Below are 24,941 nucleotides of genomic sequence, written 5' to 3' on the forward strand. Positions count from 1 at the left end.
TCATGGCACGGTTACCTGTCTGCAACGCAGCGTGACGGATTTCGTCACGCTGGACAACAGGCCACCGTGCGGTGCCGCGGCGCCGCCGGTTTCGAGTGCCGCTTTTCGGCCCCCTCCCGAGGTCCGGGCACCCGTGAGGCGACCGGTCCCAGGGCTCGCCACAGTACTCCATTCGGGCCACGGGGGTGGACCGCCGCGCCGCCGAACTTATGGCGGAGTGCGGGAGTTGAGTCGTCTACCCGAAAACGGCCGGTATCAATCTTCACAGGATTCCCGGAAGTGGAATCATCGGTTTCGCCTTTATGTCCCATCTTGGTGCATGGTGGGGCAGATGGGTAAGCAGAGGCTGGAGATCGATCCGAAGCCGGACGGCGACAAGCCGAGAACGGCACAACACAAGGAGCATCGGCTCGATCTGAGCGTTCCCCAGGTGGCGGGCAGCGCACTCGCGGCCGTTGCGGCGGCCGTGCTGGCCTCCCGCCTCGGGGTCTACGGAACCATCGTCGGAGCGGGTGTGGTGAGCGTCGTCGCCACGTGTGGTGCCACCGTGCTCCAGCACCTTTTCCGGCGAACCGGCGAACAGATACGCGATGTCGCGGCGGGGGCCGGACCGGGTCCACGCCGGTCGCACCGTCCCCCTCGCGAAGCACGGCCCGAAGGGCAGTTCGGCGAGCCGACCGTCCATGGCACCCGGTTGCGTGGCTGGAAGCGGCCGTTGTCGGCCGCGGTGGTCGTGTTCGTCGTGGCGATGGTCGGTATTACCGCATACGAGGTGGCGGTCGGTCGGGACCTGAGCGGCGGAGGGGGTACGACGGTGGGGTCGGTCGTCTCTGGCGGCGGCGCGGGGCGTGGCGGTGGTGGCGGTGCGGACGACGGAACGCCTCCGGCGGACGGGGCGACGGAGCGGCGGCGGCAGGACGATGGACGCGGCTCCTCGCCCGGTCCTTCCGGCGACCACACCGGTCCGGGGCGGGGTGAGAGCGGCTCCACGAGCCCGGCACCGGGTGACCGTGACACCGGTTCTCCGTCGCAGTCCCCGGCCCCGACCCGGTCGGCCTCCCCGGACGGAGGAGGCTCCCCCTTGCCGCCGTCGGCCGGTGAGCCCGCGCAGGACGAACCGGGTGACACGGCGTCATCGACTCTCCGGTGACGGCCTCAGTCGCCCAGGACCCGCCGCAGGTAGTCGTTGCCGAACACCCGTCCGGGGTCCAGTCGGTCGCGTAGGGCGGTGAACTCCCCGAACCGCGGGTACACACCCGTGAGGTACTCCGCGCCCCGGGTGTGGATCTTGCCCCAGTGCGGCCGGCCGCCGTGCGCGGTCATGATCTGCTCGACCGCGGTGAAGTAGGAGTGGTAAGGCGTGCCCTTGTACATGTGCACGGCGATGTAGGCGCTGTCGCGCCCCGACGCCGTCGACAGGGCGATGTCGTCGGCCGGGGCGGTGCGGACCTCGATGGGGAAACTGATGCGCAGGGGTGAACGCTCGATCATGGCCTTGACCTCGCGCAGCGCCATGACCGCGGCGTCCCGCGGCAGTGCGTACTCCATCTCCACGAAGCGCACCCTGCGGGGACTGGTGAAGACCTTGTAGGCGATGTCCGTGTAGGTACGGGCGGACAGGGTGCGGCTGGCCACTTTGGCGATCGGCGGGATCGTCGCCGGGACCGCCCGCCCGAGTGAATTGATCATCTGGAAGAGGCCGTTGGACAGCAGTTCGTCCTCGAACCAGCCGCTCACCGCTCCGGGCGGTGCGGCGGGGCCGGCGCTGCGGTTGTTGCGCTTGGTGTTGCAGTTGTCCGTGTGCGGGAACCAGTAGAACTCGAAGTGCTCGTTCTCCGTGCTGAGTTCGTCAAAATCCGCGGTGACCCGATCGAAGGTCATCGGTTCCTCGCGTGCTGTCAGCAGGAAGAGCGGTTCCACCGCGAAAGTGATCGCGCTGATGACGCCGAGGGCGCCGAGCCCGATCCGGGCTGCGGCGAACACCTCCGGGTTCTCCTTCTCCGAGCAGCGCAGCAGTGAACCGTCCGCGGTGATCAGCTCAAGCCCTCTGATCTGTGCGGCGATCGACCCGGAATCGCGCCCTGTGCCATGGGTGCCCGTGCTGGTGGCGCCGGCGACCGTCTGCTCCATGATGTCGCCCATGTTCGTGAGGGAGAGATCCTCACGGGCGAGCGCGGCGTTGAGCCGCTTGAGCGGCGTGCCCGCCTCGACGGTCACGGTCATCGCCGTACGGTCGATCCGGCGGATGCCGGTGAGCAGGTCCGGTCGTACCAGCAGGCCGTCGGTCGCCGCTATCGCGGTGAACGAGTGGCCTGTGCCGACCGTCTTCACCCGCAGCCCGTCCTCGGCCGCCGAGCGTATGGCGGCGGCGAGCTCATCGGCGGTGGCCGGGGTGGCCTCCCGCACCGGTCGGGACGTCACCGTCCCCGCCCAGTTACGCCACGCGTTCCCCGTGCTGCTGGTCGTGGCTGTGCCCGTCATGCTGCCCCTCCCGCGTCGGCACCGGCCTCCGCAGCCGGCGGTACCCCAGGAACGCGACCACGACCGCGAGCACTCCCGCCACGGCGGGCACCGCGTACGCCGCGCCTGCCCCGTGCTCGTCCACCATCCACCCCGAGGCCGACAAGCCGAGTGCCACACCGACCGCGAGGCCGGTGCCCGTCCAGGACATGCCCTCGGTCAGCTTGGTGCGTGGTACGTGCGCTTCGACCAGGGCCATCGTGGTCACCATCGTCGGTGCGATGGCCAGGCCCGCGACAAAGAGCGACACGGCCAGGGTCACGAGATTCCCGGCCAGTTGGAGGGGGATCATACTCACGGTCATCGCACATACGCCCAGCACCCATCTGCGGGACGGCTCGCCCTTCAGCCGCAACAGCCCGAAGACCGCCCCGGCGAGGCAGGAGCCCAGCGCGTAGACCGCGAGAACCAGGCTGGACGCCGCCTTGCTGCCCTGCTCGTCGGCGAAGGCCACCGTCACCACGTCGACCGAGCCGAAGATTGCGCCCATCGCCACGAACGTCACCACCAGCACCTGGAGGCCGGGGGAGCGCAGCGCCGAACCGCGGGTGTGCTCCTCGCGCGGATGCACCGGGGGTTCCGTGGCGCGCTGCGCCGTCAGCCAGAGCACGCCGATCACCAGGAACACCCCGGCGATCAGCGGACCGGCCTCTGGGAACCAGATGGTGGACAGCCCGATGGAGACGATCGGGCCCACGATGAAGCACAGTTCGTCCACGATCGACTCGAAGGCGTACGCCGTGTGCAGGCGCTCCGGCATTCCGTGGTGGATCGCGGCCCACCGGGCCCGGGTCATCGCACCGACGCTGGGGATGCAGCCCGCGCAGGCGGTGAACACGAAGAAGACCCAGTCGGGAGCGTCCTGCCGGGCGCTGATCAGCAGTCCCGCCACCGCGGCGCCCGACGCCAGCAGTGCGGGACGCAGCACCCGCCGCTGGCCGTGCCGGTCGACCAGCCGGGAGACCTGCGGGCCGAGCACCGCCGCCGAGAGCGCGAGTGTCGCGGAGAGGGCCCCCGCCATGCCGTAGCGCCCGGTCAGCTGGGACACCATGACCACGATGCCGACGCCCATCATGGACAGCGGCATACGGCCGAGGAACCCGGCGGTGGAGAACGCGATGGTGCCGGGGTGGGCGAATATCGCGCGGTAGGGGCTGGGCACGGGGCGCTCCGTCGGGTGGTTGAGTGGACGGGCGCGGGGCGCTCCGTAAGGCGTCTGGGCGGCTGGAACAGCTTACGTGTTAGGTAACCCTTACTCCAGCGTGGGTGCCCTGGTGGGACCCTGGGCAGGGGAGAGGAGCACGGTGCCGGAGTGGGAGGATCGGCATCATGGCCGAACAGCTGGACACCCTGGACACCGCTCCGCCCGACCCCGCGCCCTACGACGCCCTGCTGCTGCTCTCGTTCGGCGGCCCCGAGGGTCCGGATGACGTGGTCCCGTTCCTGGAGAACGTGACGCGGGGCCGCGGCATCCCCAAGGAGCGACTGAAGGAAGTCGGGCAGCACTACTTCCTCTTCGGCGGGGTCAGCCCGATCAACGACCAGAACCGCGCCCTGCTCGGCGCGCTGCGCGCCGACTTCGCCGCCGCCGGTCTCGACCTGCCCGTCTACTGGGGCAACCGCAACTGGGCGCCGTATCTGACCGACACCCTGCGCGAGATGGTGCTGGACGGGCGCAGGCGCGTCGCGGTGCTCGCCACCAGCGCCTACGCCTCGTACTCGGGCTGCCGGCAGTACCGGGAGGATCTGGCCGACGCGCTCGCCGCACTGGACGCGGAGGGGCTGCCGCTGCCCCGGGTGGACAAGCTGCGGCACTACTTCAACCACCCGGGCTTCATCGGCCCCATGGTGGAGGGTGTCCTCGCCGCGCTGGCGGACCTTCCCGAAGAGCTCGGGGCCGGGGCGCGGCTGGCGTTCACCACCCACTCCATCCCGGACGCCGCGGCGGACGCGTCCGGACCCGCGTGGGAGCACGGGGAAGGCGGCGCGTATGTGAAGCAGCACCTCGACGTGGCCCGCGTGATCGCAGGAGCGGTGCGCGAGGAGACGGGTGTCGAGCACCCCTGGCGGCTCGTCTACCAGTCGCGCAGCGGGGCGCCGCACATCCCCTGGCTGGAGCCGGACATCTGCGACCACCTGGAGGAGCTCCACGGGGCCGGGGCGCCGGCGGTCGTGATGGTCCCGATCGGCTTCGTGTCGGACCATATGGAAGTGCTGTACGACCTGGACACCGAGGCCACCGCCAAGGCGGCCGAGCTCGGACTACCGGTGCGCCGCTCGGCAACGGTGGGTGCGGACCCCCGGTTCGCCGCGGCGGTACGGGACCTGGTGCTGGAGCGGGCGGCGACAGAGCGGGGCGCGGTGGTGGAGCGATGCGTGCTGGGTGCGCTCGGGCCGTCGCACGACCTCTGCCCGATCGGCTGCTGCCCGGCTCGCTCGGAACGGCCCGCGGCCGCGGGCGCCGACAGCCCGTACGCCTGAGCCGTCCGCCCGCGTGGCACGCGCGTCCGTGTCGTTGCGGGCACCCGTACCGATGAGGGAGCACCTTGTGACCGACCCCCTGCTCGACGAACTGTTGTCCCTGGCCCAGGAGGCCGGACGGCGTGCGGGCGCACTGCTGCGTGACGGACGGCCGGACGATCTCGCCGTCGCCGCGACCAAGTCCAGCCCGATCGACGTCGTCACGGAGATGGACATCGCGGCGGAGAAGCTGATCACGGGATTCCTCGCCGAACGGCGCCCCGATGACGGCTTCCTCGGCGAGGAGGGCGCATCGGCACCCGGTACCAGCGGGGTGCGTTGGGTGATCGATCCGTTGGACGGCACGGTGAACTACCTGTACGGCCTGCCCACCTGGGCGGTCTCGATCGCCGCCGAACGGGACGGCGAGACCGTGGTGGGGGTCGTGGACATCCCGATGCGCGGTGAGACGTACCACGCCGTGCGCGGCCGAGGGGCCCACTGCGGCGAGCGGCGGGTGCGCTGCCGGCCGGCGCCCCAGCTGGACCAGGCGCTGGTCGCGACCGGCTTCAACTACGTCCACTCCGTCCGCAGCCACCAGGCGGAGGTCGCCCTCCGGCTGATCCCGCGGGTGAGGGACATCCGGCGAAGCGGCTCGGCGGCCGTCGACCTCTGCGACGTCGCCGCGGGCCGTCTGGACGGCTACTACGAGCGCGGACTGCACGCCTGGGACCTCGCGGCCGGTGATCTCATCGCGCGTGAGGCGGGCGTCCTCACCGGCGCCCGCCCGGGGGAGGGGCCTTCCGGTGACCTGACGGTCGCGGCCACCCCGGGGGTCTTCGAACCGCTGCAGCTCCTGCTCGAAGAGCTGGGCGCCTGGCACGACTGAGCCGCCCCCGGGTCCCATCCGGAGCGGCAGCCCCTGCCCGGCGCGGTGGCTCCTGCTCCCGCCCGGCGCGGCAGCCCCGGTCTGTCCGGTACTCCGGCCGCCGCCCGGCACGGACGCCTGCTCCCGGTCCGGCGCACACCCGCACGCGCGCGAGGGCCCGGCATCGCGGATGGTGTCGCGATGCCGGGCCCTCGGCCCTACCCGTGGGCGTCAGGCGCGCGCGGCGCCGACCTCCACGCCGTGCTCGGCGGCGAGCCGATGCAGGTCGTCCAGCTCGGCCTGCTCGACCTCCGCGAGGAAGTCGTCGCCCGTCTCGCGGGCCCGCGTGAGGTCGGTTTCCGTGGTCCTGATGCGGTGCAGGAGTCCTGTGGTGAATGCGTCCATGGTCGCGCCCCCTCGTCGTGGGTCGATGGCACGGGGGTGTGCCTACGGCGGGTTGATCACGCCCCTTCCCTGGGGGACAGAGAGCGGGGTGTGGCAAGCCACGTACATGGCGTGATCGCGGGTGTGACCTCGTCCTCCCCAGGCTCACCCGTCGGGAAACCTCAACTGTTCAGGGAATCCCGACAATTCCCGGACGCCCTGTCCGGACCGTTCCCGCCGCCTGAACCCGGGCCCACGAGGGACCTCGTGACTTACATCCGGTTTACGCGCGTAAGGGGGCAGGATGGAGGGACACAGTCAGTGCGTCCACTACGGCACCCCTGCCCAGAACATGTCCGTCACGCCCGGTCGCGTCCGGTCGCGCATGGTCGGCGTCATGGGGCGGGTGCTCGGGACCGGGATCCAGAGGAAGGACCAGCCACGTGCGCGTACTCGTGGTCGAGGACGAGCAACTGCTCGCCGATGCGGTGGCCACCGGGCTGCGCCGGGAGGCCATGGCGGTGGACGTCGTGTACGACGGCGCCGCGGCCCTCGAGCGCATCGGGGTGAACGACTACGACGTCGTCGTGCTCGACCGCGATCTCCCGCTGGTCCATGGCGACGACGTCTGCCGCAGGGTCGTGGAACTCGGCATGCCGACCCGGGTGCTGATGCTCACCGCGTCCGGAGATGTCAGCGACCGTGTGGAGGGCTTGGAGCTGGGTGCGGACGACTACCTTCCCAAGCCGTTCGCGTTCACCGAGCTGACCGCCCGTGTGCGCGCCCTCGGGCGCCGCACGACGGTGCCGCTGCCCCCGGTACTGGAGCGTGCCGGAATCAAGCTGGACCCCAACCGCCGCGAGGTCTTCCGCGACGGCAGGGAGGTCCAGCTCGCCCCCAAGGAGTTCGCCGTACTGGAGGTGCTCATGCGCAGCGAGGGCACGGTCGTGTCGGCCGAGCAGCTGCTGGAAAAGGCCTGGGACGAGAACACCGACCCGTTCACCAACGTCGTACGGGTCACCGTCATGACCCTGCGCCGCAAGCTCGGTGAGCCGCCCGTGATCGTCACGGTCCCCGGCTCCGGCTACCGGATCTGACCCGTGGCCGCTGCACCCGCGCCCCCCGCGGCGCCCCCGAAGCCCACCTGGGCCCCCGGTGAGCAGGCGAGCCCCTGGTTCCGGCCGACCATCCGGATACGGCTCACGCTGCTCTACGGCGGGATGTTCCTGATCGCAGGGATCCTGCTGCTCCTGATCATCTACCTGCTGGCCGCGCAGGCGCTGCAGCCGGACAGCGAACTGCCGTTCAAGATCGAGAAGGGTGAGGTGAGCAGCGAGGTATGCAAATTCCCCGACGCCCCGCCGAGTTCGACCGAGATCTTCAACCAGCTCGTGAACTCCTGCGTGAACCAGCAGCGCCAGCACGCCCTGGACGAGCTCCTCACCCGCTCGTTGTTCGCCCTCGTCGGCCTGAGCGTGATCGCGTTCGCCTTCGGCTATGCGATGGCGGGTCGGGTCCTGTCCCCGCTCGGGAAGATCACGCGTACCGCGCGCCGTGTGGTGGGCTCCGACCTGTCCCGGCGTATCGAGCTGGACGGCCCGGACGACGAGCTGAAGGAGCTGGCCGACACCTTCGACGAGATGCTGGAGCGGCTGGAGCGGGCCTTCACTGCCCAGCAGCGTTTCGTCGCCAACGCCTCGCACGAACTGCGCACACCGCTGGCGATCAACCGCACCCTGCTGGAGGTCCATCTTTCCGATCCCGGTGCCGGTGAAGAGCTCAAACAGCTCGGCAAGACCTTGCTGGCCACCAATGAGCGCAGCGAACAGCTGGTGGAGGGCCTGCTGCTGCTCGCGCGCAGCGAGAACCAGATCGTGGAGCGCAAACCGGTCGACCTCGCCGAGGTCGCCACCCGGGCCGTCGACCAGGCGCGCGGCGAGGCCGAAGCCAAGGGCATCGAGTTCCGCGGGCGGCGGGCACCCGCGGTCGTCCAGGGCAACGGGGTGCTGCTGGAGCGGATCGCCCTCAACCTGGTGCAGAACGCCGTGCGCTACAACGTCCCGGAAGGCGACGGCGGCGGCTGGGTGGCCGTGACCACCGAGGTCGTGCACGGCCAGGCGGTGCTGCTGGTGTCCAACACGGGTCCTGTGGTCCCGGCGTATGAGATCGACAACCTCTTCGAGCCCTTCCGGCGGCTGCGTCAGGAGCGCACCGGCAGCGACAAGGGAGTCGGTCTCGGCCTGTCGATCGCCCGGTCCGTGGCGCGTGCCCACGGGGGCCGTATCATCGCGGAGCCGCGCGAGGGCGGCGGCCTCGTGATGCGGGTGACCCTGCCCGTCTGACACGGCCGGTGCGGGACGGCGGCAGCGATGCCGAAGCCTGCGCTTCGCTGCATGGCGCGTTGCTGGACGGGAGAACACCCCTGTTCGCTTTACGCGGAATTTTCGGGACTCAACCCCCCGGGCCGCGTGTGTGATCGCTCACAGAGGTAGTTTTCCGGCCGTCTACGCTCCGTGAGCGAAAACCCGCGGAAAGCCGGGAAAAGTCCTGGTTTTCAGGGGTCCCTATCACGGGAAGTACACGGGGTGGCGCCTATGTGGTGCGACCTCAAGACCGTGTACGGTCCCGATCGCCATCCAACCTGATCACTCTTGAGGGGTCCGGTTGGGTGTCGATTGAGTAACAGACCTTGATGTGAGGCAAAATCTCCGCCTCAGGTCGGGCACAAGTCCGGCCTCTCACGCGTTACGTGCGCTGGAGACACCGCAGACACCCAGAGGGGGAGAGCGACATGGCAACCGATTACGACACCCCACGTAAGACCGATGACGATCTCAACGAGGACAGCATCGAAGAGCTCAAGGCTCGTCGGAACGACAAGTCGACGTCCACCGTCGACGTCGACGAGTTCGAGGCCGCCGAAGGTCTGGAGCTGCCCGGAGCAGACCTCTCCAACGAGGAGCTGGCCGTCCGGGTGCTGCCCAAGCAGGCTGACGAGTTCACCTGCATGAGCTGCTTCCTGGTGCACCACCGGAGTCAGCTGGCCCGTGAGAAGAACGGCCAGCCGATCTGCCGCGACTGCGACTGAGGCAGAGCTGCCGTGGCTGGCGGGACACCTTCCGGGAAGCCCTTCGGGAAGCACCGCTTCCGACGCAAGGGTGCCTCGGGGTCTCCGGAGTCCGGGCACACCCGGAACGACGCTCCGGAGCCGTGGGAGGGTGCTGCGGCGCCCCATGCAGCGGGTCACGGCCATGCCGGCCACCCGCCTTCCCCGGGTGACGCACGTGACGACGAGCGGGGCCTCCCGGCCTCGCTCGAGGCCACCAGACAGCCGGTGCCCGTGTCGCGGCACCGGCGGCTGGACGCCGTCAGGAGCGGCGTCCGCAGGACAGGCGAGGCCGGCAAGGCCCTGCTGGGCCTGCTGACCGACCGGGTCATCGACATCGCTCCGCGTGTCCCGGTACGCGACCTCGCCACGCTCCGGGCCCACTTCCCAGGGCTCGGCCCCGACCAGATCGCCGACAAACTGATCGCGGGAGCTGCCAACGCCAGCTCCACCGTGGGCGCCGGAGTCGGTGCGGCGGCGATGCTGCCCGTGCCGCCCGCCCTGCCCGCCGAGCTGGCCACGGAGATCGTCTGTGTCGCCGCGATCGAGCTGAAGCTCGTCGCCGAGCTGCACGAGGTCTACGGTCTGCGACCGCCGGGCAACGTCAGGGAGCGCGCCACCGCCTATCTGACCTCGTGGTCCGAGGAGCGGGGCATCGACGTGACCAAGCCGACGACGATGAATGCCGCACTCGGCGGCCAGATGAAGCGCGAGCTGCGCCAGCAGATCATGAAGCGCATGGTCCGCAACCTGCCGAACGTGATGCCGTTCATGATCGGTGCCGCCGTGGGCGCGGTGATGAACAGGCGTGACACCAGAAAGCTCGCCGAGCACATCAGGAAGGACCTGCGCAAGCACCAGGTCCCTTGGGATGCGCTGCCCGAGCTGCCGCGGCTGGAGAAGCCCACGGGCGAGCTGCCCCCCGAGCTTCCGCCGGAGCTGCGCAGGGAGCTGGAGAACGGCTGACCGGACGGAACCGACGTCCGTGCGCAGTCGGAGGTCAGGCCCGTGCCGCGTCCAGCGCGTCCACCAGAGCCTGCGGGTGCCGGGTCGAGACGTATGCGTACGGCGTGGGGTCATCGGGGTCCGTGACCGCCACCCGCACCGCCGTCGGCACATAGCCCCGCAGCAGCATGAAAGCGCGCGGATCCGCCTTGTACGAGCGCCAGGCACGGGCCTCATCGGTGTCCAGCACCTCCGCTTCACCGAGCGCTTCGACCGGGATCCGAGCGTCACCGGCCACCAGCGAACCGGCCACCACCCGGACCCGCGCCGACCCGTAGGAACTCACTGCCGCGGCCGCGAGCGCGCCCACCCCGATCAGTCCGGCCAGCATGGCCACCGGGCCCAGCGGGAGCAGCACCAGGCCACCTGAAAGGGCCGCCAGGGCGGTGATCGCCCACCAGGACCGGGGGGCGGTGAGACGCTCGTCGTAGGACGGCGTCGCGGGCGAGTCGGGGGCGGCGGCGGAGGGCTGCATGAACCCAAGCTTGGCACGGCGCGACCTGTGGCTACCCGCGCGGGTAAGGTCTGCGCCTGTGAGTACTGCACTGACCCCTCCCGGCGACGCCATACCACCGGTACGGCACCCCGAAGCGCCCGCCCCCGGCGAGCTGCTCGGCGCGCACTACGACCACTGCTTCGGCTGCGGTGGCGGGCAGCCACACGGGCTGCACCTGGAGGCGAAGGCGGGTGAAGGCGTCAGTCTCACCGCCGAGTTCACCGTCAGCCCCGCCCACCAGGGTGCCCCGGGCCTTGCTCACGGCGGCGTGCTGGCCACCGCGCTCGACGAGACGCTCGGCTCGCTGAACTGGCTGCTGCGGGTGATCGCGGTGACCGGGCGGCTGGAGACCGACTTCGTCCGGCCGGTACCGGTGGACACCGTGCTGTTCCTGGAGGCCGAGGTCACCGCGGTCAGCGGCCGGAAGATCTACTCCCGGGCCACAGGCCGGATCGGCGGCCCGGAGGGCCCCGTCGCCGTGCGCGCCGAAGCGCTTTTCATCGAGGTCAAGGTCGACCACTTCGTCGACAACGGCCGCCCGCAGGAGATCCAGGCCGTCATGGCCGATCCCGACCAGGTCAGGCGCGCCCGCGCCTTCGAGGTGAACCCCTGATGCACAACCCCGTCGACGTACTGATCCGGCGCTTGGACCCCGAGGTGCCGATCCCGGCGTACGCACATCCGGGCGACGCCGGTGTCGATCTGGTGACCACGGAGAGTGCCGAGCTGGCGCCCGGGGAGCGGCTGGTCCTGCCCACGGGGCTGGCCATCGCCCTCCCGGACGGGTACGCGGCCTTCGTGCATCCGCGCTCCGGGCTGGCGGCCCGGTGCGGTGTCGCCCTGGTCAATGCCCCAGGGACGGTGGATGCCGGGTACCGTGGGGAGATCAAGGTGATCCTGGTCAATCTGGACCCGCGCGAAAGCGTGCGGTTCGAGCGGTTCGACCGGATCGCCCAATTGGTCGTCCAGCAGGTCGAGAAGGTGCGCTTCCACGAGGTGGCGGAGCTTCCCGGATCGGCCCGGGCCGAGGGGGGCTTCGGGTCCACCGGTGGTCACACCGCCGTGGGCGGGTCAGGCGTGGATGGCGTACAGGGTGGGAATCGATACGCTTCGGTCGTATCCGACCGGGAAGGACAGTGACGTGTTCGGACGTCGCAAGAAGAGCGGTTCCGCCGATGAGGTGGCGGGCGAGGCCGAGCAGGTCGTCGACGAGCTCGACACGGAGGACGCGGCTGAGGACGACGCAGCGCGCCGGGTGAGCCTTCCGCCGGAGCCCAGGCCCGACGGGCCCTGGGACATCTCCGAGACGCCCCAGCCCGGCGAGGGCCGAGTGGACCTCGGCGGTCTCTTCGTGCCGGGAGTCGAGGGCATGGAGTTGCGGGTGGAGGTCGCGGGCGACGCGATCGTCGCCGCGACGGTCGTGCTGCAGGACAGCGCTGTCCAGCTTCAGGCGTTCGCCGCGCCCAAGAAGGAAGGCATCTGGGGCGAGGTCCGCGAGGAGATCGCCACCGGCATCACCCAGCAGGGAGGTGTCATCGACGAGGTCGAGGGCCCGCTGGGCTGGGAGCTCAGGGCGCAGGTGCCGGTGCAGCTGCCGGACGGCACCGGGGGCGTCCAGCTCGTCCGCTTCGTCGGTGTCGACGGACCGCGCTGGTTCCTGCGCGGTGTGATCTCCGGGCAGGGAGCGGTACAGCCCGAGGCAGCCGGACTGCTGGAGCAGATCTTCCGGGAGACGGTCGTCGTCCGCGGCGAAGGCCCGATGGCGCCGCGCGATCCGATCGTCCTCAAGCTCCCGAACGACGCCCAGATGGTGCCGGAGGGCGTCCAGCAGGAGGAGCAGGAAGGATCCCGCTTCTCCGGCGGGATGGGACAGCTCCAGCGAGGACCCGAGATCACCGAGGTGCGCTGACGCGTCAGGCAGCTCGGACAGTGGCGATGGGCCGCACACCGCTCGCGGTGTGCGGCCCATCGGCGTGTGCGGCCCGGGTTCACACGAGCGCTCGCGACTGCGTCAGAATCGCGTCAATGGGCCCATGGCCATCTCATGATGTCCGTTTCGGCGGATTTCATGGATGTAGCTTCATCAGGTGTCCGCTGTGGACGCAGCCGCCCGCCGGGGCGGTCATCGAAGGACAATGAGGCCATGGCACGCGGCAGGCTACGCATCTACGTCGGCGCGGCACCGGGCGTGGGCAAGACGTACGCGATGCTCTCCGAAGCGCACCGCAGGGTGGAGCGTGGCACCGACTGCGTCATCGGCTTCGTGGAGCACCACGACCGTCCCCGGACGCAGGTCATGCTGCACGGTCTCGAACAGCTCCCGCGCAGGGAGCTGGCCTACCGGGGCACCGTTTTCACGGAGATGGACGTGGACGCGGTGCTGCGGCGCCGACCCGCCGTCGCACTGGTGGACGAGCTGGCCCACACCAATGTGCCGGGCTCGCGGAACACCAAGCGCTGGCAGGATGTCGAAGAGCTGTTGGCGGCCGGGATCGATGTCATCTCGACCGTCAACATCCAGCACCTGGAGTCACTCGGTGACGTCGTCGAGTCGATAACCGGGGTGCGCCAGCGGGAGACCGTACCCGACGAGGTCGTCCGCCGTGCCGACCAGATCGAGCTGGTCGACATGGCGCCCCAGGCGCTGCGCCGCAGGATGGCGCACGGCAACATCTACCAGCCGGACAAGATCGACGCGTCGCTGTCCAACTACTTCCGCCTGGGCAACCTCACCGCGCTGCGCGAGCTCGCGCTGCTCTGGGTCGCCGACCGGGTGGACGAGTACCTCCAGCAGTACCGCGGCGAGCACAACATCCGCACCACCTGGCAGGCCCGCGAGCGGATCGTCGTCGGACTCACCGGTGGCCCCGAGGGGCGGACCCTCATCCGCCGGGCCGCGCGGATGGCTGCCAAAGGCTCCGGGAGCGAGATCCTCGCCGTCTACGTCGCGCGCAGCGACGGGCTGACGTCGGCCTCCCCGAAGGAGCTGGCGGTCCAGCGCACCCTGGTGGAGGACCTGGGCGGCACGTTCCACCATGTGATCGGCGACGACGTCCCCGCCGCTCTGCTCGACTTCGCCCGCGGGGTCAACGCGACCCAGATCGTGCTCGGCTCCTCGCGCCGGAAGACCTGGCAGTACGTCTTCGGCCCCGGCGTCGGTGCGACGGTGGCCCGGGAGTCCGGGCCCGACCTCGATGTGCACATCGTGACGCATGAGGAGGCCGCCAAGGGCCGCGGACTGCCGGTCGCACGGGGTGCCCGGCTCGGCCGCTCCAGGATCATCGCCGGCTGGCTCGTCGGCATCGCCGGCCCCTTGCTGCTCGCCCTCCTCCTCATCCGGATCCAGCAGGGCGGGACGGAGCTCGGCCTCGCCAACGACATGCTGCTGTTCCTGGCCCTGACGGTGGCGGCGGCGCTGATCGGCGGGCTGCTGCCCGCGCTGGCGTCGGCGGCGGTCGGTTCGCTGATGCTGAACTACTACTTCACCCCGCCCTTCCACCTCTTCACCATCGCCGACCCCCGGAACATCGTCGCGATAGTGATCTTCGTGGCGGTCGCCATCTCGGTCGCCTCGGTCGTGGACCTCGCGGCCCGGCGCACCCACCAGGCCGCCCGGCTGCGCGCGGAGTCGGAGATCCTCTCGTTCCTCGCGGGCAGCGTGCTGCGCGGCGAGACCACGCTGGACGCGCTTCTGGAGCGGGTGCGGGAGACCTTCGGCATGGAGTCGGTGGCACTGCTGGAGCGTTCAGGCGATGTGGAGCCCTGGGAGTGCGCGGGCAGCGTCGGCCCCGCGCCCGCCGCCCGGCCCGAGGACGCGGATGTGGACATGCCCGTCGGCGACCATATGGCACTCGCGCTGTCAGGGCGGGTGCTGCCCGCGGCGGACCGCCGCGTCCTCGGCGCGTTCGCCGCCCAGTCGGCGGTGGTCCTGGACCGCCAACGGCTCATCGACGAGGCCGAGGAGGCCCGTAAGCTCGCTGAAGGCAACAAGATCCGCACTTCGCTGCTCGCCGCCGTCAGCCATGACCTGCGTACCCCGCTGGCCGGAATCAAGGCGGCCGTCACCTCGCTGCGCTCGGATGACGTCGATTGGTCCGACGAGGACCGCGCCGAGCTGCTCGAAGGCATAGAGACCGGAGCCGACCGGCTGGACCACCTGGTCGGCAACCTGCTCGACATGTCCCGTCTCCAGACCGGCACGGTCACCCCCCTCATCCGCGACATCGACCTGGACGAGGTCGTGCCGATGGCCCTTGTCGGCATCCCCGAGTCCGCGGTCGGCCTTGACATCCCCGAGACGCTGCCGATGGTGCGGGTCGACAAGGGGTTGCTGGAGCGTGCCGTGGCCAACATCGTCGAGAACGCCGCCAAGTACAGCCCCGACGCGAGCCCCGTGATGGTGTCCGCGAGCGCGCTGGGCGACCGTGTCGAGCTACGGGTCGCCGACCGCGGCCGGGGGGTGCCCGACGAGGTGAAGGAGCGGATATTCGAGCCCTTCCAGCGCTACGGTGACGCACCGCGTGGTGCCGGCGCCGGTCTCGGTCTCGCCGTGGCCCGGGGCTTCGTGGAGGCCATGGACGGCTGCCTGGCCGCCGAGGACACACCGGGTGGCGGTCTGACGATGGTGCTGACCCTCCGGGCGGCGCCCGGAGGCACTCCTGTGGCCCCCGAGCTCTCCGTCCGGACGACCGGCTGATCCGGTCGACCTCATCGGCCGAATCGGTCGGCCGCATGAACAAGCAGACGAGAGACGAAAGGCAGGCACCGATGACCCGAGTGCTTGTGGTGGACGACGAGCCGCAGATCGTACGCGCCCTCGTGATCAACCTGAAGGCGCGCAAGTACGAAGTCGACGCGGCCCCCGATGGTGCCACGGCGCTCCAGCTCGCCGCCGCCCGGCATCCCGATGTCGTCGTCCTCGACCTCGGGCTGCCGGACATGGATGGAGTCGAGGTGATCAGGGGCCTGCGCGGCTGGACGCGCGTCCCGATCCTCGTGCTCTCCGCGCGGCACACCTCGGACGAGAAGGTGGAGGCGCTGGACGCCGGAGCCGACGACTACGTCACCAAGCCGTTCGGGATGGACGAACTGCTGGCACGGCTGCGCGCCGCGGTGCGAAGGGCCGAGCCGGTCGGTGGCGGTGATGACGGGATCGCCGTGGTCGAGACCGGGCAGTTCACCGTCGACCTCGCGGCGAAGAAGGTCAATCGCGGCGGCAAGGACGTGCGCCTCACCCCGACCGAGTGGCACCTCCTGGAGGTCCTGGTACGCAACACGGGGCGGTTGGTCAGCCAGAAGCAGCTGCTCCAAGAAGTGTGGGGGCCTTCGTACGGCACCGAGACCAACTACCTCCGGGTCTACATGGCACAGCTGCGGCGCAAGCTGGAGGCGGACCCCTCGCACCCCGAGCACTTCCTCACCGAGCCGGGGATGGGATACCGCTTCGAGCGCTGAGCCGCCGCAGTGCGGCGCGCGCGGGCCGGAAGCGGCCATGATCGGCTCATGACGGGGAGGCCAGGGCTCCCCGGTACGCTTTCGGTATGAGTGCTGCGTCTCGATCCGGGAATGGCGACAAACCTGCCGGCCGCTTCCGCCGGATGCTCGACCGTCTGTCGAGTTCCCAGCAGGACCTTGAGTCCGAGGAGCTCCGGGAGGACTCTCAGGCGACGGGTTGTACGCGCATCTCCGACTGCGGGGACCGCCAGATCGTGAAGGTGACTGGTACCTTGCGCACGGTCACCCTGCGGCCGAGGGCCGGAGTCCCGGCCCTTGAGGCGGAGCTGTTCGACGGCTCCGCCGCGTTGGACGTGGTGTGGCTGGGCCGACGTTCGATCGTGGGCATAGAGCCGGGCCGCAGGATGATCGCCTCGGGCCGGATCGCCATGAGCCACGGTCGGCGTGTGCTGTTCAACCCGAAATACGAGCTGCGACCGCTCGGACAGGAGTAGCAGGTGACGTCCCTCGACAAGCCGACCGCGCAGGACCAGGAAGACGGCGGCCCGGAGCACAGCAAGGCCGTCACCGAAGCGGCCCTGTTCGAGGCCTTCGGCGGGGTCCGGGGCATGGTGGAGACGGTCCTGCCCGGACTGCTCTTCGTCACGATCTTCACGATCAACAAGGACCTGCACATCGCGGCGATCGCCGCGCTGGCGATCTCGCTGCTGCTCGTCGTCGTACGGCTGATCCGCAGGGACACCGTGAAGCACGCCTTCAGCGGGGTCTTCGGGGTGGCCTTCGGCGTGGTCTTCGCGATGATGACCGGCAACGCCAAGGACTTCTACCTGCCGGGCATGCTGTACACCCTGGGTCTGGGACTCGCGTACATCATCACGGCCCTCGCAGGCGTGCCGTTGATCGGCCTCATCCTCGGCCCGGTCTTCAAGGAGAACCTCTCCTGGCGCACCCGCAACCCGGGCCGCAAGAAGGCGTACGCGAAGGCCAGCTGGGCCTGGGGCCTGATTCTGCTGGCCAAGTGCGCCATCCTCTTCCCGCTCTACTGGTGGGCGGACACCACCGAGTTCGGCTGGGTGCTGATCGCCCTGAAGATCCCGCCGTTCCTGCTCGCGGTCTATCTGACCTGGGTCTTCCTGGCGAAGGCCCCGCCGCCCATCGACGTCTTCGCGGAGATGGAGGAGCGGGAGCGCACGGAGGGTGCCGAGGAGGAGCGCCAGGCCGCCTCGCGCGGCGACCACGAGCTGTAGGTCATTTCGCCGCGAGTACGCCCCGGGGCCTTCGCCCCGGGGCGTACTCGCACTCGTCCCGTACGCGTCAGCCGCAGGAGGCACCGGACGCGGAGCGGCCCGGGGACGTGAGTCCCCGGGCCGCTCGCCGTAGTGCGCCCAGCATGGGCGATCGATTGGGGGTGGAAGTCCCCTGGGGGAAGAGGTGGTGCTAACCCCGAGCCGGAGGCAAGGGCGTCATCGTGAGGTGGGGTCTGGAGGAAGCCCGAGGCGAGACCTGGGTACCGAGGAACACGAACCGCGTATGAGGCGTGTTGGTCTGGGTGAGTCGGCTACGGACGACGATGCCCGTCACTGCCAAGAGGGCCAGTGCGTAGACGCGGCGGGGATCTGGGGACATTGATCGTTCTTACCTGGGGAGATCTGTCCGGGTGTCGGTTGTGCTGAAGATGTCGCCGCGCCGACGGGTTGTGCCGGGAGGTGCTGCCTGACCGGGCAGAAGTCAGCAGAGGCCGTAGTACCAGCCGGGATGAGCCGCGTGGACGGCGGGCTGGGAAGGGCCGAACATCGAGTGGAACGGGTGATGTGGTGGTTGCTCGTGCCGGTCACGTGGACCGCAGTAATACCGCTTCGGCGGTGCCGACCGGGGAGGGACCGGTGCATTCCGGAAGTGCCCCGGCGGAGCGCAGTGGCCGGTCGGCGCACTCCACGGAGGACGTTCACCGCGATCAGGAGTCCTCGCTTTGGGAGTGGATGCTCTCGAAGGAGAACCTGCTCGCGGCGCTCAACCGTGTCGAGATGAACCGGGGTGCTCCCGGGGTGGACGGGATGACCACGGCGGAACTTCGCCCGTGGCTGCTCGTCAACTGGCCCGTTGTGCGGGGTGAACTCGACGCGGGCACCTACCGGCCGGCGCCGGTCCGTCAGGTGATCATCGGCAAGCCTGGCGGCGGCGAGCGGATGCTGGGGGTGCCGCGGGTGCTGGACCGCTTGATCCAGCAGGCCATCGCGCAAGTGCTCGTGCCCATTTTCGACCCGGAGTTCTCGGGGTCGTCCTTCGGGTTCCGTCCCGGCCGGTCCGCCCATCAGGCGGTGCGGGTCGCGCGGCGGGCCATCGAGGACGGTCACCGGTGGGTCGTGGACCTTGATCTGGACCGGTTCTTCGACCGGGTTCAGCACGATGTCCTGATGGCACGGGTCGCGCGCAGGGTCGGTGACCGCCAGGTCTTGAGGCTGATTCGCCGGTATCTGGACGCCGGGATCATGGTGGACGGCGTGAGACAGCCGAGCGAGGAAGGGACCCCGCAGGGCTCCCCGCTCTCGCCTGTCTTGTCGAACATCATGCTCGACGACCTCGACCGGGAGTTGTTCAAGCGCGGTCATCGGTTCGTGCGTTACGCCGACGACGTGCGCGTCTTCGTGCGGAGCAGACGAGCCGCCCACAGAGTGCTCGACTCGGTCACGACCGTGGTCGAGCAGCGGCTGAAATTGAAGGTCAACCGGGACAAGTCGAAGGTGGTCCCAGCTTCCGTCATGACGATGCTGGGGTTCGGCTTCTACTTCGTCCGGGGCGGGAAGGTCAGAGTCCGGGCCGATCCGAAGGCGCTCGCGCGCTGGAAGGTGCGGATCAAGGAGCTGAGCTCGCGCCGGTGGAGTATCGCGATGGATGAACGCATCGCGAAGATCAACCGCTTCACCACTGGCTGGATGGGCTACTTCCAGCTCGCGGACACCCCCAAGGTGTTCCAGGAGCTGGACAAGTGGTTGCACCGCAGGATGCGGCAGATCCGCTGGAAGGAATGGAAGCGCTACGCGGCCAGACGCCGGAACCTGCGCGCGCTCGGGATCCCTGAGCGGTCCGCCCGTGAATGGGCGGTCAGCAGCAAGGGGTACTGGCGGATCGCGGGCTCGGTCGTTCTCCAGCGGGCCCTGCCCACCTCCTACTGGGACGACCTGGGTCTGCACATGCTCAAGCCGACCTGGCAACGGCTGAGATCAGCTCGATGAACCGCCGGATGCGGGCCCGCATGTCCGGTGGTGTGAGAGGAGGGACGGGCGACCCGTCCCTCCTACTCGATCCGATCACGCGCCCGCGCCGGCGAGTCGCGTCAGCGCTTGGAGGAATCCGGGTCCCCCCGGCGTACCGACAGCAGGTCCTCCAACTGCTCCTCACGGGCCTGCGCCGCGACGAACAGCAGCTCGTCACCGGGCTCCAGCGTCTCCTCGCCGTGCGGGGTGAGCACCCGGGACCCGCGGATGATGGTCACCAGGGAAGTGTCCTCGGGCCAGGCCACATCACCGACCTGAACACCCGCGAGCGCCGACTCCGGCGGCAGCGTCAGCTCCACCAGGTTGGCGTCGCCGTGGCTGAAACGCAGCAGCCTGACCAGGTCCCCGACGCTCACCGCCTCCTCGACCAGTGCCGACATCAGACGAGGAGTCGACACCGCGACATCCACGCCCCAGGATTCGTTGAAGAGCCACTCGTTCTTGGGGTTGTTCACCCGGGCGACCACGCGTGGCACGCCGTACTCGGTCTTCGCCAGCAGCGACACGACCAGATTGACCTTGTCGTCACCGGTCGCCGCGATCACGACATTGCACCGTTGCAGGGCGGCCTCATCCAGCGATGTGATCTCACAGGCGTCGGCCAGCAGCCACTCCGCCTGCGGCACCCGCTCCACCGAAATGGCGGTGGGCGCCTTGTCGATCAGGAGCACCTCGTGCCCGTTCTCCAACAGCTCGCCCGCGATGGAACGCCCCACCGCGCCGGCCCCGGCAATCGCGACCCGCATCAGTGACCGGCCTCCTCAGGACCCTGGGCGAACGCCGCCTCGACCTTCTCGATCTCGTCCGTGCGCATCATCACATGGACCAGATCGCCTTCCTGGAGGACCGTCTGCGACGTCGGCAGCACGGCCTCCCCCAGTCGCGTGAGGAACGCGACACGCACGCCCGTCTCCTCCTGCAGCTTGCTGATCTTGTGCCCGATCCAGGCCGGTGACGTGTGCACCTCAGCGAGCTGCACACCGCCGCTCGGGTCACGCCACAGCGGCTCGGCGCCGGACGGCAGCAGCCGCCGCAGCATCTGGTCGGCGGTCCACCGGACTGTGGCCACGGTGGGGATGCCCAGGCGCTGGTAGACCTCGGCGCGCCGCGGGTCGTAGATCCGGGCCGCCACGTTCTCGATGCCGAACATCTCCCGTGCGACCCGCGCCGCGATGATGTTCGAGTTGTCGCCGCTGCTGACGGCCGCGAAGGCACCGGCCTCCTCGATACCCGCCTCGCGCAGGGTGTCCTGGTCGAAGCCGACACCGGTCACCCTGCGCCCACCGAACCCGGAGCCCAGACGACGGAAGGCGGTGGGGTCCTGGTCGACCACGGCGACCGTGTGCCCCTGCTGCTCCAGGGTCTGCGCGAGTGCCGCCCCCACCCGGCCGCAGCCCATGATGACAATGTGCACCTATCTACCCCGCAGTCCTGGTCAACCGGCTGACCTGCGCAAACACCCTGGTCACTCTTCTCTCTCGGCTCTGCTGGGCCATGGCCGGGGCAACAGCACCCGGCGCAGCTCTTGACGAGCTTATGACGCGGCTACCCGCTTGCCCTCATCCGCGGTACCCATCCCAACGCATCGACGCACCGGTGTGCGCGTACGCGCCCGGAACCAAGGGTCGCTCTGTAGCCCTGCGTACCAGGTCACCACCACAACGTGGCGTTCGGACGCCGATACGCGCCCGGACGGGACCGTGAGTGGGCGTCCCCCATACGGAGCCCTTACGATCCTCTGCGTGCCTAAACTGACCGACCCGCTCAAACGGATCCTGATCGGCAGGGCCCTGCGCAGCGACCGGCTGGGAGAAACGCTCCTACCGAAGCGCATCGCACTCCCCGTCTTCGCCTCCGACCCGCTGTCTTCGGTGGCGTACGCCCCGGGGGAGGTGCTGCTGGTCCTCTCCATCGCGGGTGTGTCGGCGTATCACTTCAGCCCGTGGATCGCAGCGGCCGTCGTGGTCCTGATGTTCACGGTCGTCGCCTCGTACCGCCAGAACGTCCACGCGTACCCCAGCGGCGGCGGCGACTACGAGGTGGCGAACACCAACCTCGGCCCCAAGGCCGGCCTCACCGTCGCCAGCGCGCTCCTGGTCGACTACGTGCTCACCGTCGCCGTGTCGATCTCATCCGGCGTGGAGAACCTCGGCTCCGCGATCCCGTTCGTGGTCGAGCACAAGGTGTTCTGCGCCATCGGCATCATCGTGGTGCTCACGCTGATGAACCTGCGGGGCGTCAAGGAGTCCGGCAAGCTCTTCGCCATCCCGACGTATGTCTTCGTCGCCGGCGTCTTCATCATGATCGCGTGGGGCGCCTTCAAGGGGCTCGTCCTCGACGACACCATGCGCGCCCCGACCGCCGACCTCGAGATCAAGCCCGAGGCACAAGGACTGGCCGGCCTCGCCATGGTCTTCCTGCTGCTGCGCGCCTTCTCCTCGGGCTGCGCCGCGCTCACCGGTGTCGAAGCGATCAGCAACGGTGTCCCCGCCTTCCGCAGGCCCAAGAGCAGGAACGCCGCGACCACGCTGCTGCTGATGGGCGCGCTCGCCGTGACGATGTTCTGCGGCATCATCGGCCTGGCCATAGCCACGGATGTGAGGATGGCCGAACACCCGGCTCAGGACCTGATCCGCAACGGCACCCCGGTCGGTTCCGACTACGTCCAGAACCCGGTGATCTCCCAGGTCGCGGCCGCCGTCTTCGGCAGCGGCACGTTCTTCTTCGTCCTGCTCGCCGCCGCTACCGCCCTGGTGCTGTTCCTGGCCGCGAACACGGCGTACAACGGCTTCCCGCTCCTCGGCTCGATCCTGGCCCAGGACCGCTACCTGCCGCGCCAGCTGCACACCCGCGGCGACCGGCTGGCCTTCTCCAACGGCATCGTCCTGCTCTCGGGCGCCGCGATCCTGCTCGTCTGGGTCTACGGAGCCGACTCCACCAAGTTGATCCAGCTCTACATCGTGGGCGTGTTCGTCTCCTTCACCCTCAGCCAGACCGGCATGGTGCGGCACTGGAACCGCCATCTGGCGACCGAGCGCGACCCCGCCAAGCGGCGCCGCATGATCCGCTCCCGCGCGATCAACACCTTCGGCGCCTTCTTCACCGGCCTGGTGCTGGTGGTCGTCCTCGGCACCAAGTTCACCCACGGGGCATGGGTCGCCCTGCTCGGCATGGTGATCTTCTACGGGACGATGACGGCGATCCGCAAGCACTACGACCGCGTCGCCGACGAGATCGCCGCCCCGGACGAGCCGACCGACGACACCGCCCGCCCCTCCCGGGTGCACTCCATCGTGCTCGTCTCGAAGGTCCACCGCCCCACGCTGCGGGCCGTCGCCTACGCCAAGCTGATGCGTTCCGACCGCCTTGAGGCGCTCAGCATCAACGTGGACCCGGCGGAGACCAAGGCCCTCAAGGCGGAGTGGGACCGGCGCGGCATCAACGTACCGCTCAAGATCCTCGACTCGCCCTACCGTGAGATCACCCGGCCGATCATCGAGTATGTGAAGAACCTGCGCCGCGAGAGTCCGCGTGACGCGGTCAGTGTGATCATCCCTGAATATGTGGTCGGCCACTGGTGGGAGCACCTGCTCCACAACCAGAGCGCGCTGCGCCTCAAGGGCAGGCTGCTGTTCACCCCGGGTGTCATGGTCACCTCGGTGCCGTACCAGCTCCAGTCGTCGGAGGCGGCGAAGGCGCGGGCCAAGAGGCGCCAGGACTGGAACGCCCCGGGCGCGGTGCGCCGCGGCCCCGTGAACGAGGCGCCCAAGGAGCCCAGCACCAAGGCCTGAGGCCCCCGCGCAGCCACGTAGACTGGTGGGCTGTCGCAGCCGCACCCCATGCCCTTGGAGTCCTCCCCGCCATGCAGAACGCACCTGAGTCTTCGCTCGTCGGGGAGGAGTACGAGGTCGAGATCGGCCCCGTAGCACACGGCGGCCACTGCATCGCCCGCACGGCGGAGGGCCAGGTGCTGTTCGTCCGGCACGCCCTGCCGGGCGAGCGGGTCGTGGCACGCGTCACCGAGGGCGAAGAGGGCTCCCGCTATCTGCGTGCCGACGCGGTTCGTGTTCTGGAGCCGTCCAAGGACCGGGTCCAGGCGCCCTGCCCCTTCGCGGGCCCCGGAAAATGCGGCGGCTGCGACTGGCAGCACGCCAAGCCGGGCGCACAGCGCCGCCTCAAGGGCGAGGTCATCGCGGAGCAGCTCAAGCGCCTTGCCGGCCTCACACCTGAGGAGGCCGGCTGGGACGGCACGGTGATGCCCGCGGAGGGAGACAAACTGCCCGCAGGGGAGGTGCCTGCCTGGCGTACCCGCGTCCAGTACGCCGTCACCCCCTCCGGCCGGGCCGGACTACGCCGCCACCGCTCCCACGAGGTCGAGCCGATCGACCACTGCATGATCGCAGCGCCCGGTGTGACCGAACTCGGCATCGAGCAGCGCACCTGGGACGGTATGGCCTCGATCGAGGCCATCGCCGCCACCGGCTCCCAGGACCGCCAGGTCATCCTCACCCCGCGCCCCGGCGCCCGGCTCCCGATCGTGGAGTTGGACAAGCCGGTCTCGGTCCTGCGCGTCCACGAGAGGGACGGCAGCATCCACCGTGTCCACGGCCGCCCCTTCGTTCGTGAACGCGCCGACGACCGGACCTACCGCGTCGGCATGGGCGGCTTCTGGCAGGTCCACCCGAAGGCCGCCCAGACCCTCGTCGAGGCGGTGATGCAGGGCCTGCTCCCGCGCAAGGGGGACACGGCCCTCGACCTCTACTGCGGCGTCGGCCTGTTCGCCGGCGCCATCGCCCAGCGCGTCGGCGATAAGGGCGCGGTACTGGGCATCGAGTCCGGCAAGCGCGCGGTGGAGGACGCCCGCCACAACCTCCAGGACCTCCCAAGGGTCCGCATCGAGCAGGGCAAGGTCGAGTCCGTCCTCCCACGCACCGGAATCACCGAGGCCGACCTCGTCGTCCTCGACCCCCCTCGCGCGGGCGCGGGCCGCACCACCGTCGAGTACGTCTCCAGCCTCGGCGCCCGCCGTATCGCTTATGTGGCCTGCGACCCGGCGGCACTGGCACGGGACTTGGCGTACTTCGGCGAACACGGTTACAGGCCGCGGACGCTGAGGGCGTTCGACCTGTTTCCGATGACGCACCACGTGGAGTGCGTGGTGATTCTTGAGCCTGCTGAGAAGGGCCGCTGACCTGCTGTTTCTCCGAGTGTGCGTTATGTGCGCTACGTGCGTTACGGGCGATATCTTGACGCAAATCCGACGCGCGTGACGCATGTTTGACGCACGTTTGACGCACGCCGGAGGTCGCCTCTGACGGTCAGTCACAGGCGGGGAATCGCCATCCGGCTACAGTGGGTGAGCCCGTTGAGTGG

At 69.7% G+C, this 24,941-nt stretch carries 23 protein-coding genes; 17 read left to right on the forward strand and 6 right to left on the reverse strand.

The window, feature by feature from the left end; translation table 11 throughout:
• Positions 1 to 331: 331 nt before the first annotated feature.
• Positions 332 to 1,150: a hypothetical protein gene (locus V1460_RS09955; RefSeq protein ID WP_338673382.1), complete on the forward strand. Its 819-nt coding sequence runs from the start codon at positions 332 to 334 to the stop codon at positions 1,148 to 1,150.
• A gap of 5 nt (positions 1,151 to 1,155) precedes the next feature.
• On the opposite strand, the gene V1460_RS09960 is transcribed toward V1460_RS09955, so the two are convergent.
• Together V1460_RS09960 and V1460_RS09965 are read right to left on the reverse strand one after the other, a co-directional pair.
• A complete protein-coding gene (locus V1460_RS09960; protein ID WP_338673383.1) occupies positions 1,156 to 2,481 on the reverse strand; it encodes a D-arabinono-1,4-lactone oxidase in 1,326 nt (441 codons plus the stop codon).
• A complete protein-coding gene (locus V1460_RS09965; RefSeq protein ID WP_338673384.1) occupies positions 2,435 to 3,682 on the reverse strand; it encodes an MFS transporter in 1,248 nt (415 codons plus the stop codon). Before V1460_RS09965 ends, V1460_RS09960 begins: the two co-directional genes overlap by 47 nt.
• 167 nt (positions 3,683 to 3,849) lie before the next feature.
• Here V1460_RS09965 and V1460_RS09970 point away from each other — a divergent pair, with 167 nt between their 5' ends.
• Positions 3,850 to 5,001 carry a ferrochelatase gene (locus V1460_RS09970; protein ID WP_338673385.1) on the forward strand — a complete coding sequence of 384 codons (1,152 nt, stop codon included), beginning with the start codon at positions 3,850 to 3,852 and terminating at the stop codon, positions 4,999 to 5,001.
• Positions 5,002 to 5,068: 67 nt separating this feature from the next.
• Positions 5,069 to 5,869 carry an inositol monophosphatase family protein gene (locus V1460_RS09975; RefSeq protein ID WP_338673386.1) on the forward strand — a complete coding sequence of 267 codons (801 nt, stop codon included), beginning with the start codon at positions 5,069 to 5,071 and terminating at the stop codon, positions 5,867 to 5,869.
• A 210-nt stretch (positions 5,870 to 6,079) separates the two neighbouring features.
• Here the strand turns inward: V1460_RS09975 and V1460_RS09980 are convergent, their stop codons facing one another.
• Positions 6,080 to 6,253, reverse strand: coding sequence for a hypothetical protein (locus V1460_RS09980; protein ID WP_338673387.1), 174 nt, complete (start codon positions 6,251 to 6,253; stop codon positions 6,080 to 6,082).
• 422 nt (positions 6,254 to 6,675) lie between these two features.
• Here V1460_RS09980 and V1460_RS09985 point away from each other — a divergent pair, with 422 nt between their 5' ends.
• From V1460_RS09985 to V1460_RS10000, 4 genes are all read left to right on the forward strand, one after another.
• Positions 6,676 to 7,329 carry a response regulator transcription factor gene (locus V1460_RS09985; protein ID WP_338673388.1) on the forward strand — a complete coding sequence of 218 codons (654 nt, stop codon included), beginning with the start codon at positions 6,676 to 6,678 and terminating at the stop codon, positions 7,327 to 7,329.
• A gap of 3 nt (positions 7,330 to 7,332) precedes the next feature.
• Complete coding sequence (locus tag V1460_RS09990) at positions 7,333 to 8,574, forward strand: HAMP domain-containing sensor histidine kinase (protein WP_338673389.1); 1,242 nt, start codon at positions 7,333 to 7,335, stop codon at positions 8,572 to 8,574.
• Between the two features lie 449 nt (positions 8,575 to 9,023).
• Entirely contained in the window at positions 9,024 to 9,320 is a 297-nt protein-coding gene (locus tag V1460_RS09995; protein ID WP_338673390.1) for a DUF4193 domain-containing protein, read from the forward strand.
• A gap of 12 nt (positions 9,321 to 9,332) precedes the next feature.
• Positions 9,333 to 10,304 (forward strand): hypothetical protein, encoded by a 972-nt coding sequence (locus tag V1460_RS10000; protein WP_338673391.1) that lies wholly within the window; start codon positions 9,333 to 9,335, stop codon positions 10,302 to 10,304.
• A 34-nt stretch (positions 10,305 to 10,338) separates the two neighbouring features.
• Here the strand turns inward: V1460_RS10000 and V1460_RS10005 are convergent, their stop codons facing one another.
• A complete protein-coding gene (locus V1460_RS10005; RefSeq protein WP_338673392.1) occupies positions 10,339 to 10,818 on the reverse strand; it encodes a DUF3093 domain-containing protein in 480 nt (159 codons plus the stop codon).
• A 91-nt stretch (positions 10,819 to 10,909) separates the two neighbouring features.
• On the opposite strand from V1460_RS10005, the gene V1460_RS10010 reads away from it, so the two are divergent.
• The 8 genes from V1460_RS10010 to ltrA all read left to right on the forward strand — a co-directional run bounded on the left by V1460_RS10010 (position 10,910) and on the right by ltrA (position 19,526).
• Positions 10,910 to 11,452, forward strand: coding sequence for a PaaI family thioesterase (locus V1460_RS10010; RefSeq protein ID WP_338677990.1), 543 nt, complete (start codon positions 10,910 to 10,912; stop codon positions 11,450 to 11,452).
• Entirely contained in the window at positions 11,452 to 11,979 is a 528-nt protein-coding gene (gene dut / locus V1460_RS10015) for a dUTP diphosphatase (protein WP_338673393.1), read from the forward strand. The genes V1460_RS10010 and dut overlap by 1 nt, the downstream gene beginning before the upstream one ends.
• 1 nt (position 11,980) lies before the next feature.
• Positions 11,981 to 12,748, forward strand: a complete 768-nt coding sequence (locus V1460_RS10020) for a DUF3710 domain-containing protein (protein ID WP_338673394.1) — start codon at positions 11,981 to 11,983, stop codon at positions 12,746 to 12,748.
• A 234-nt stretch (positions 12,749 to 12,982) separates the two neighbouring features.
• On the forward strand, positions 12,983 to 15,535 hold the full coding sequence (locus V1460_RS10025; protein ID WP_338673395.1) for a sensor histidine kinase KdpD: 2,553 nt from the start codon (positions 12,983 to 12,985) through the stop codon (positions 15,533 to 15,535).
• Between the two features lie 71 nt (positions 15,536 to 15,606).
• The gene (locus tag V1460_RS10030) at positions 15,607 to 16,293 is read left to right on the forward strand and encodes a response regulator (RefSeq protein ID WP_338673396.1); all 687 of its coding nucleotides are present in this window, start codon (positions 15,607 to 15,609) and stop codon (positions 16,291 to 16,293) included.
• Positions 16,294 to 16,379: 86 nt separating this feature from the next.
• Complete coding sequence (locus tag V1460_RS10035; protein WP_338673397.1) at positions 16,380 to 16,787, forward strand: OB-fold nucleic acid binding domain-containing protein; 408 nt, start codon at positions 16,380 to 16,382, stop codon at positions 16,785 to 16,787.
• Positions 16,788 to 16,790: 3 nt separating this feature from the next.
• The gene (locus V1460_RS10040; RefSeq protein WP_338673398.1) at positions 16,791 to 17,540 is read left to right on the forward strand and encodes a DUF3159 domain-containing protein; all 750 of its coding nucleotides are present in this window, start codon (positions 16,791 to 16,793) and stop codon (positions 17,538 to 17,540) included.
• Positions 17,541 to 18,176: 636 nt separating this feature from the next.
• Complete coding sequence (gene ltrA / locus V1460_RS10045) at positions 18,177 to 19,526, forward strand: group II intron reverse transcriptase/maturase (RefSeq protein WP_338673399.1); 1,350 nt, start codon at positions 18,177 to 18,179, stop codon at positions 19,524 to 19,526.
• A 101-nt stretch (positions 19,527 to 19,627) separates the two neighbouring features.
• Here the strand turns inward: ltrA and V1460_RS10050 are convergent, their stop codons facing one another.
• Together V1460_RS10050 and V1460_RS10055 are read right to left on the reverse strand one after the other, a co-directional pair.
• Entirely contained in the window at positions 19,628 to 20,314 is a 687-nt protein-coding gene (locus V1460_RS10050; protein ID WP_338673400.1) for a TrkA family potassium uptake protein, read from the reverse strand.
• The gene (locus V1460_RS10055; RefSeq protein WP_338673401.1) at positions 20,314 to 20,982 is read right to left on the reverse strand and encodes a TrkA family potassium uptake protein; all 669 of its coding nucleotides are present in this window, start codon (positions 20,980 to 20,982) and stop codon (positions 20,314 to 20,316) included. The genes V1460_RS10050 and V1460_RS10055 overlap by 1 nt, the downstream gene beginning before the upstream one ends.
• Positions 20,983 to 21,310: 328 nt before the next feature.
• Between V1460_RS10055 and V1460_RS10060 the strand changes: the two genes are divergently transcribed.
• Both V1460_RS10060 and V1460_RS10065 read left to right on the forward strand, forming a co-directional pair.
• Positions 21,311 to 23,359 (forward strand): APC family permease, encoded by a 2,049-nt coding sequence (locus V1460_RS10060; RefSeq protein ID WP_338673402.1) that lies wholly within the window; start codon positions 21,311 to 21,313, stop codon positions 23,357 to 23,359.
• A 71-nt stretch (positions 23,360 to 23,430) separates the two neighbouring features.
• A complete protein-coding gene (locus V1460_RS10065) occupies positions 23,431 to 24,759 on the forward strand; it encodes a class I SAM-dependent RNA methyltransferase (RefSeq protein ID WP_338673403.1) in 1,329 nt (442 codons plus the stop codon).
• The last annotated feature ends 182 nt before the right edge of the window (positions 24,760 to 24,941 follow it).

The sequence above is a fragment of the Streptomyces sp. SCSIO 30461 genome (genome assembly GCF_037023745.1).
In the GTDB taxonomy this organism is placed as follows: domain Bacteria; phylum Actinomycetota; class Actinomycetes; order Streptomycetales; family Streptomycetaceae; genus Streptomyces.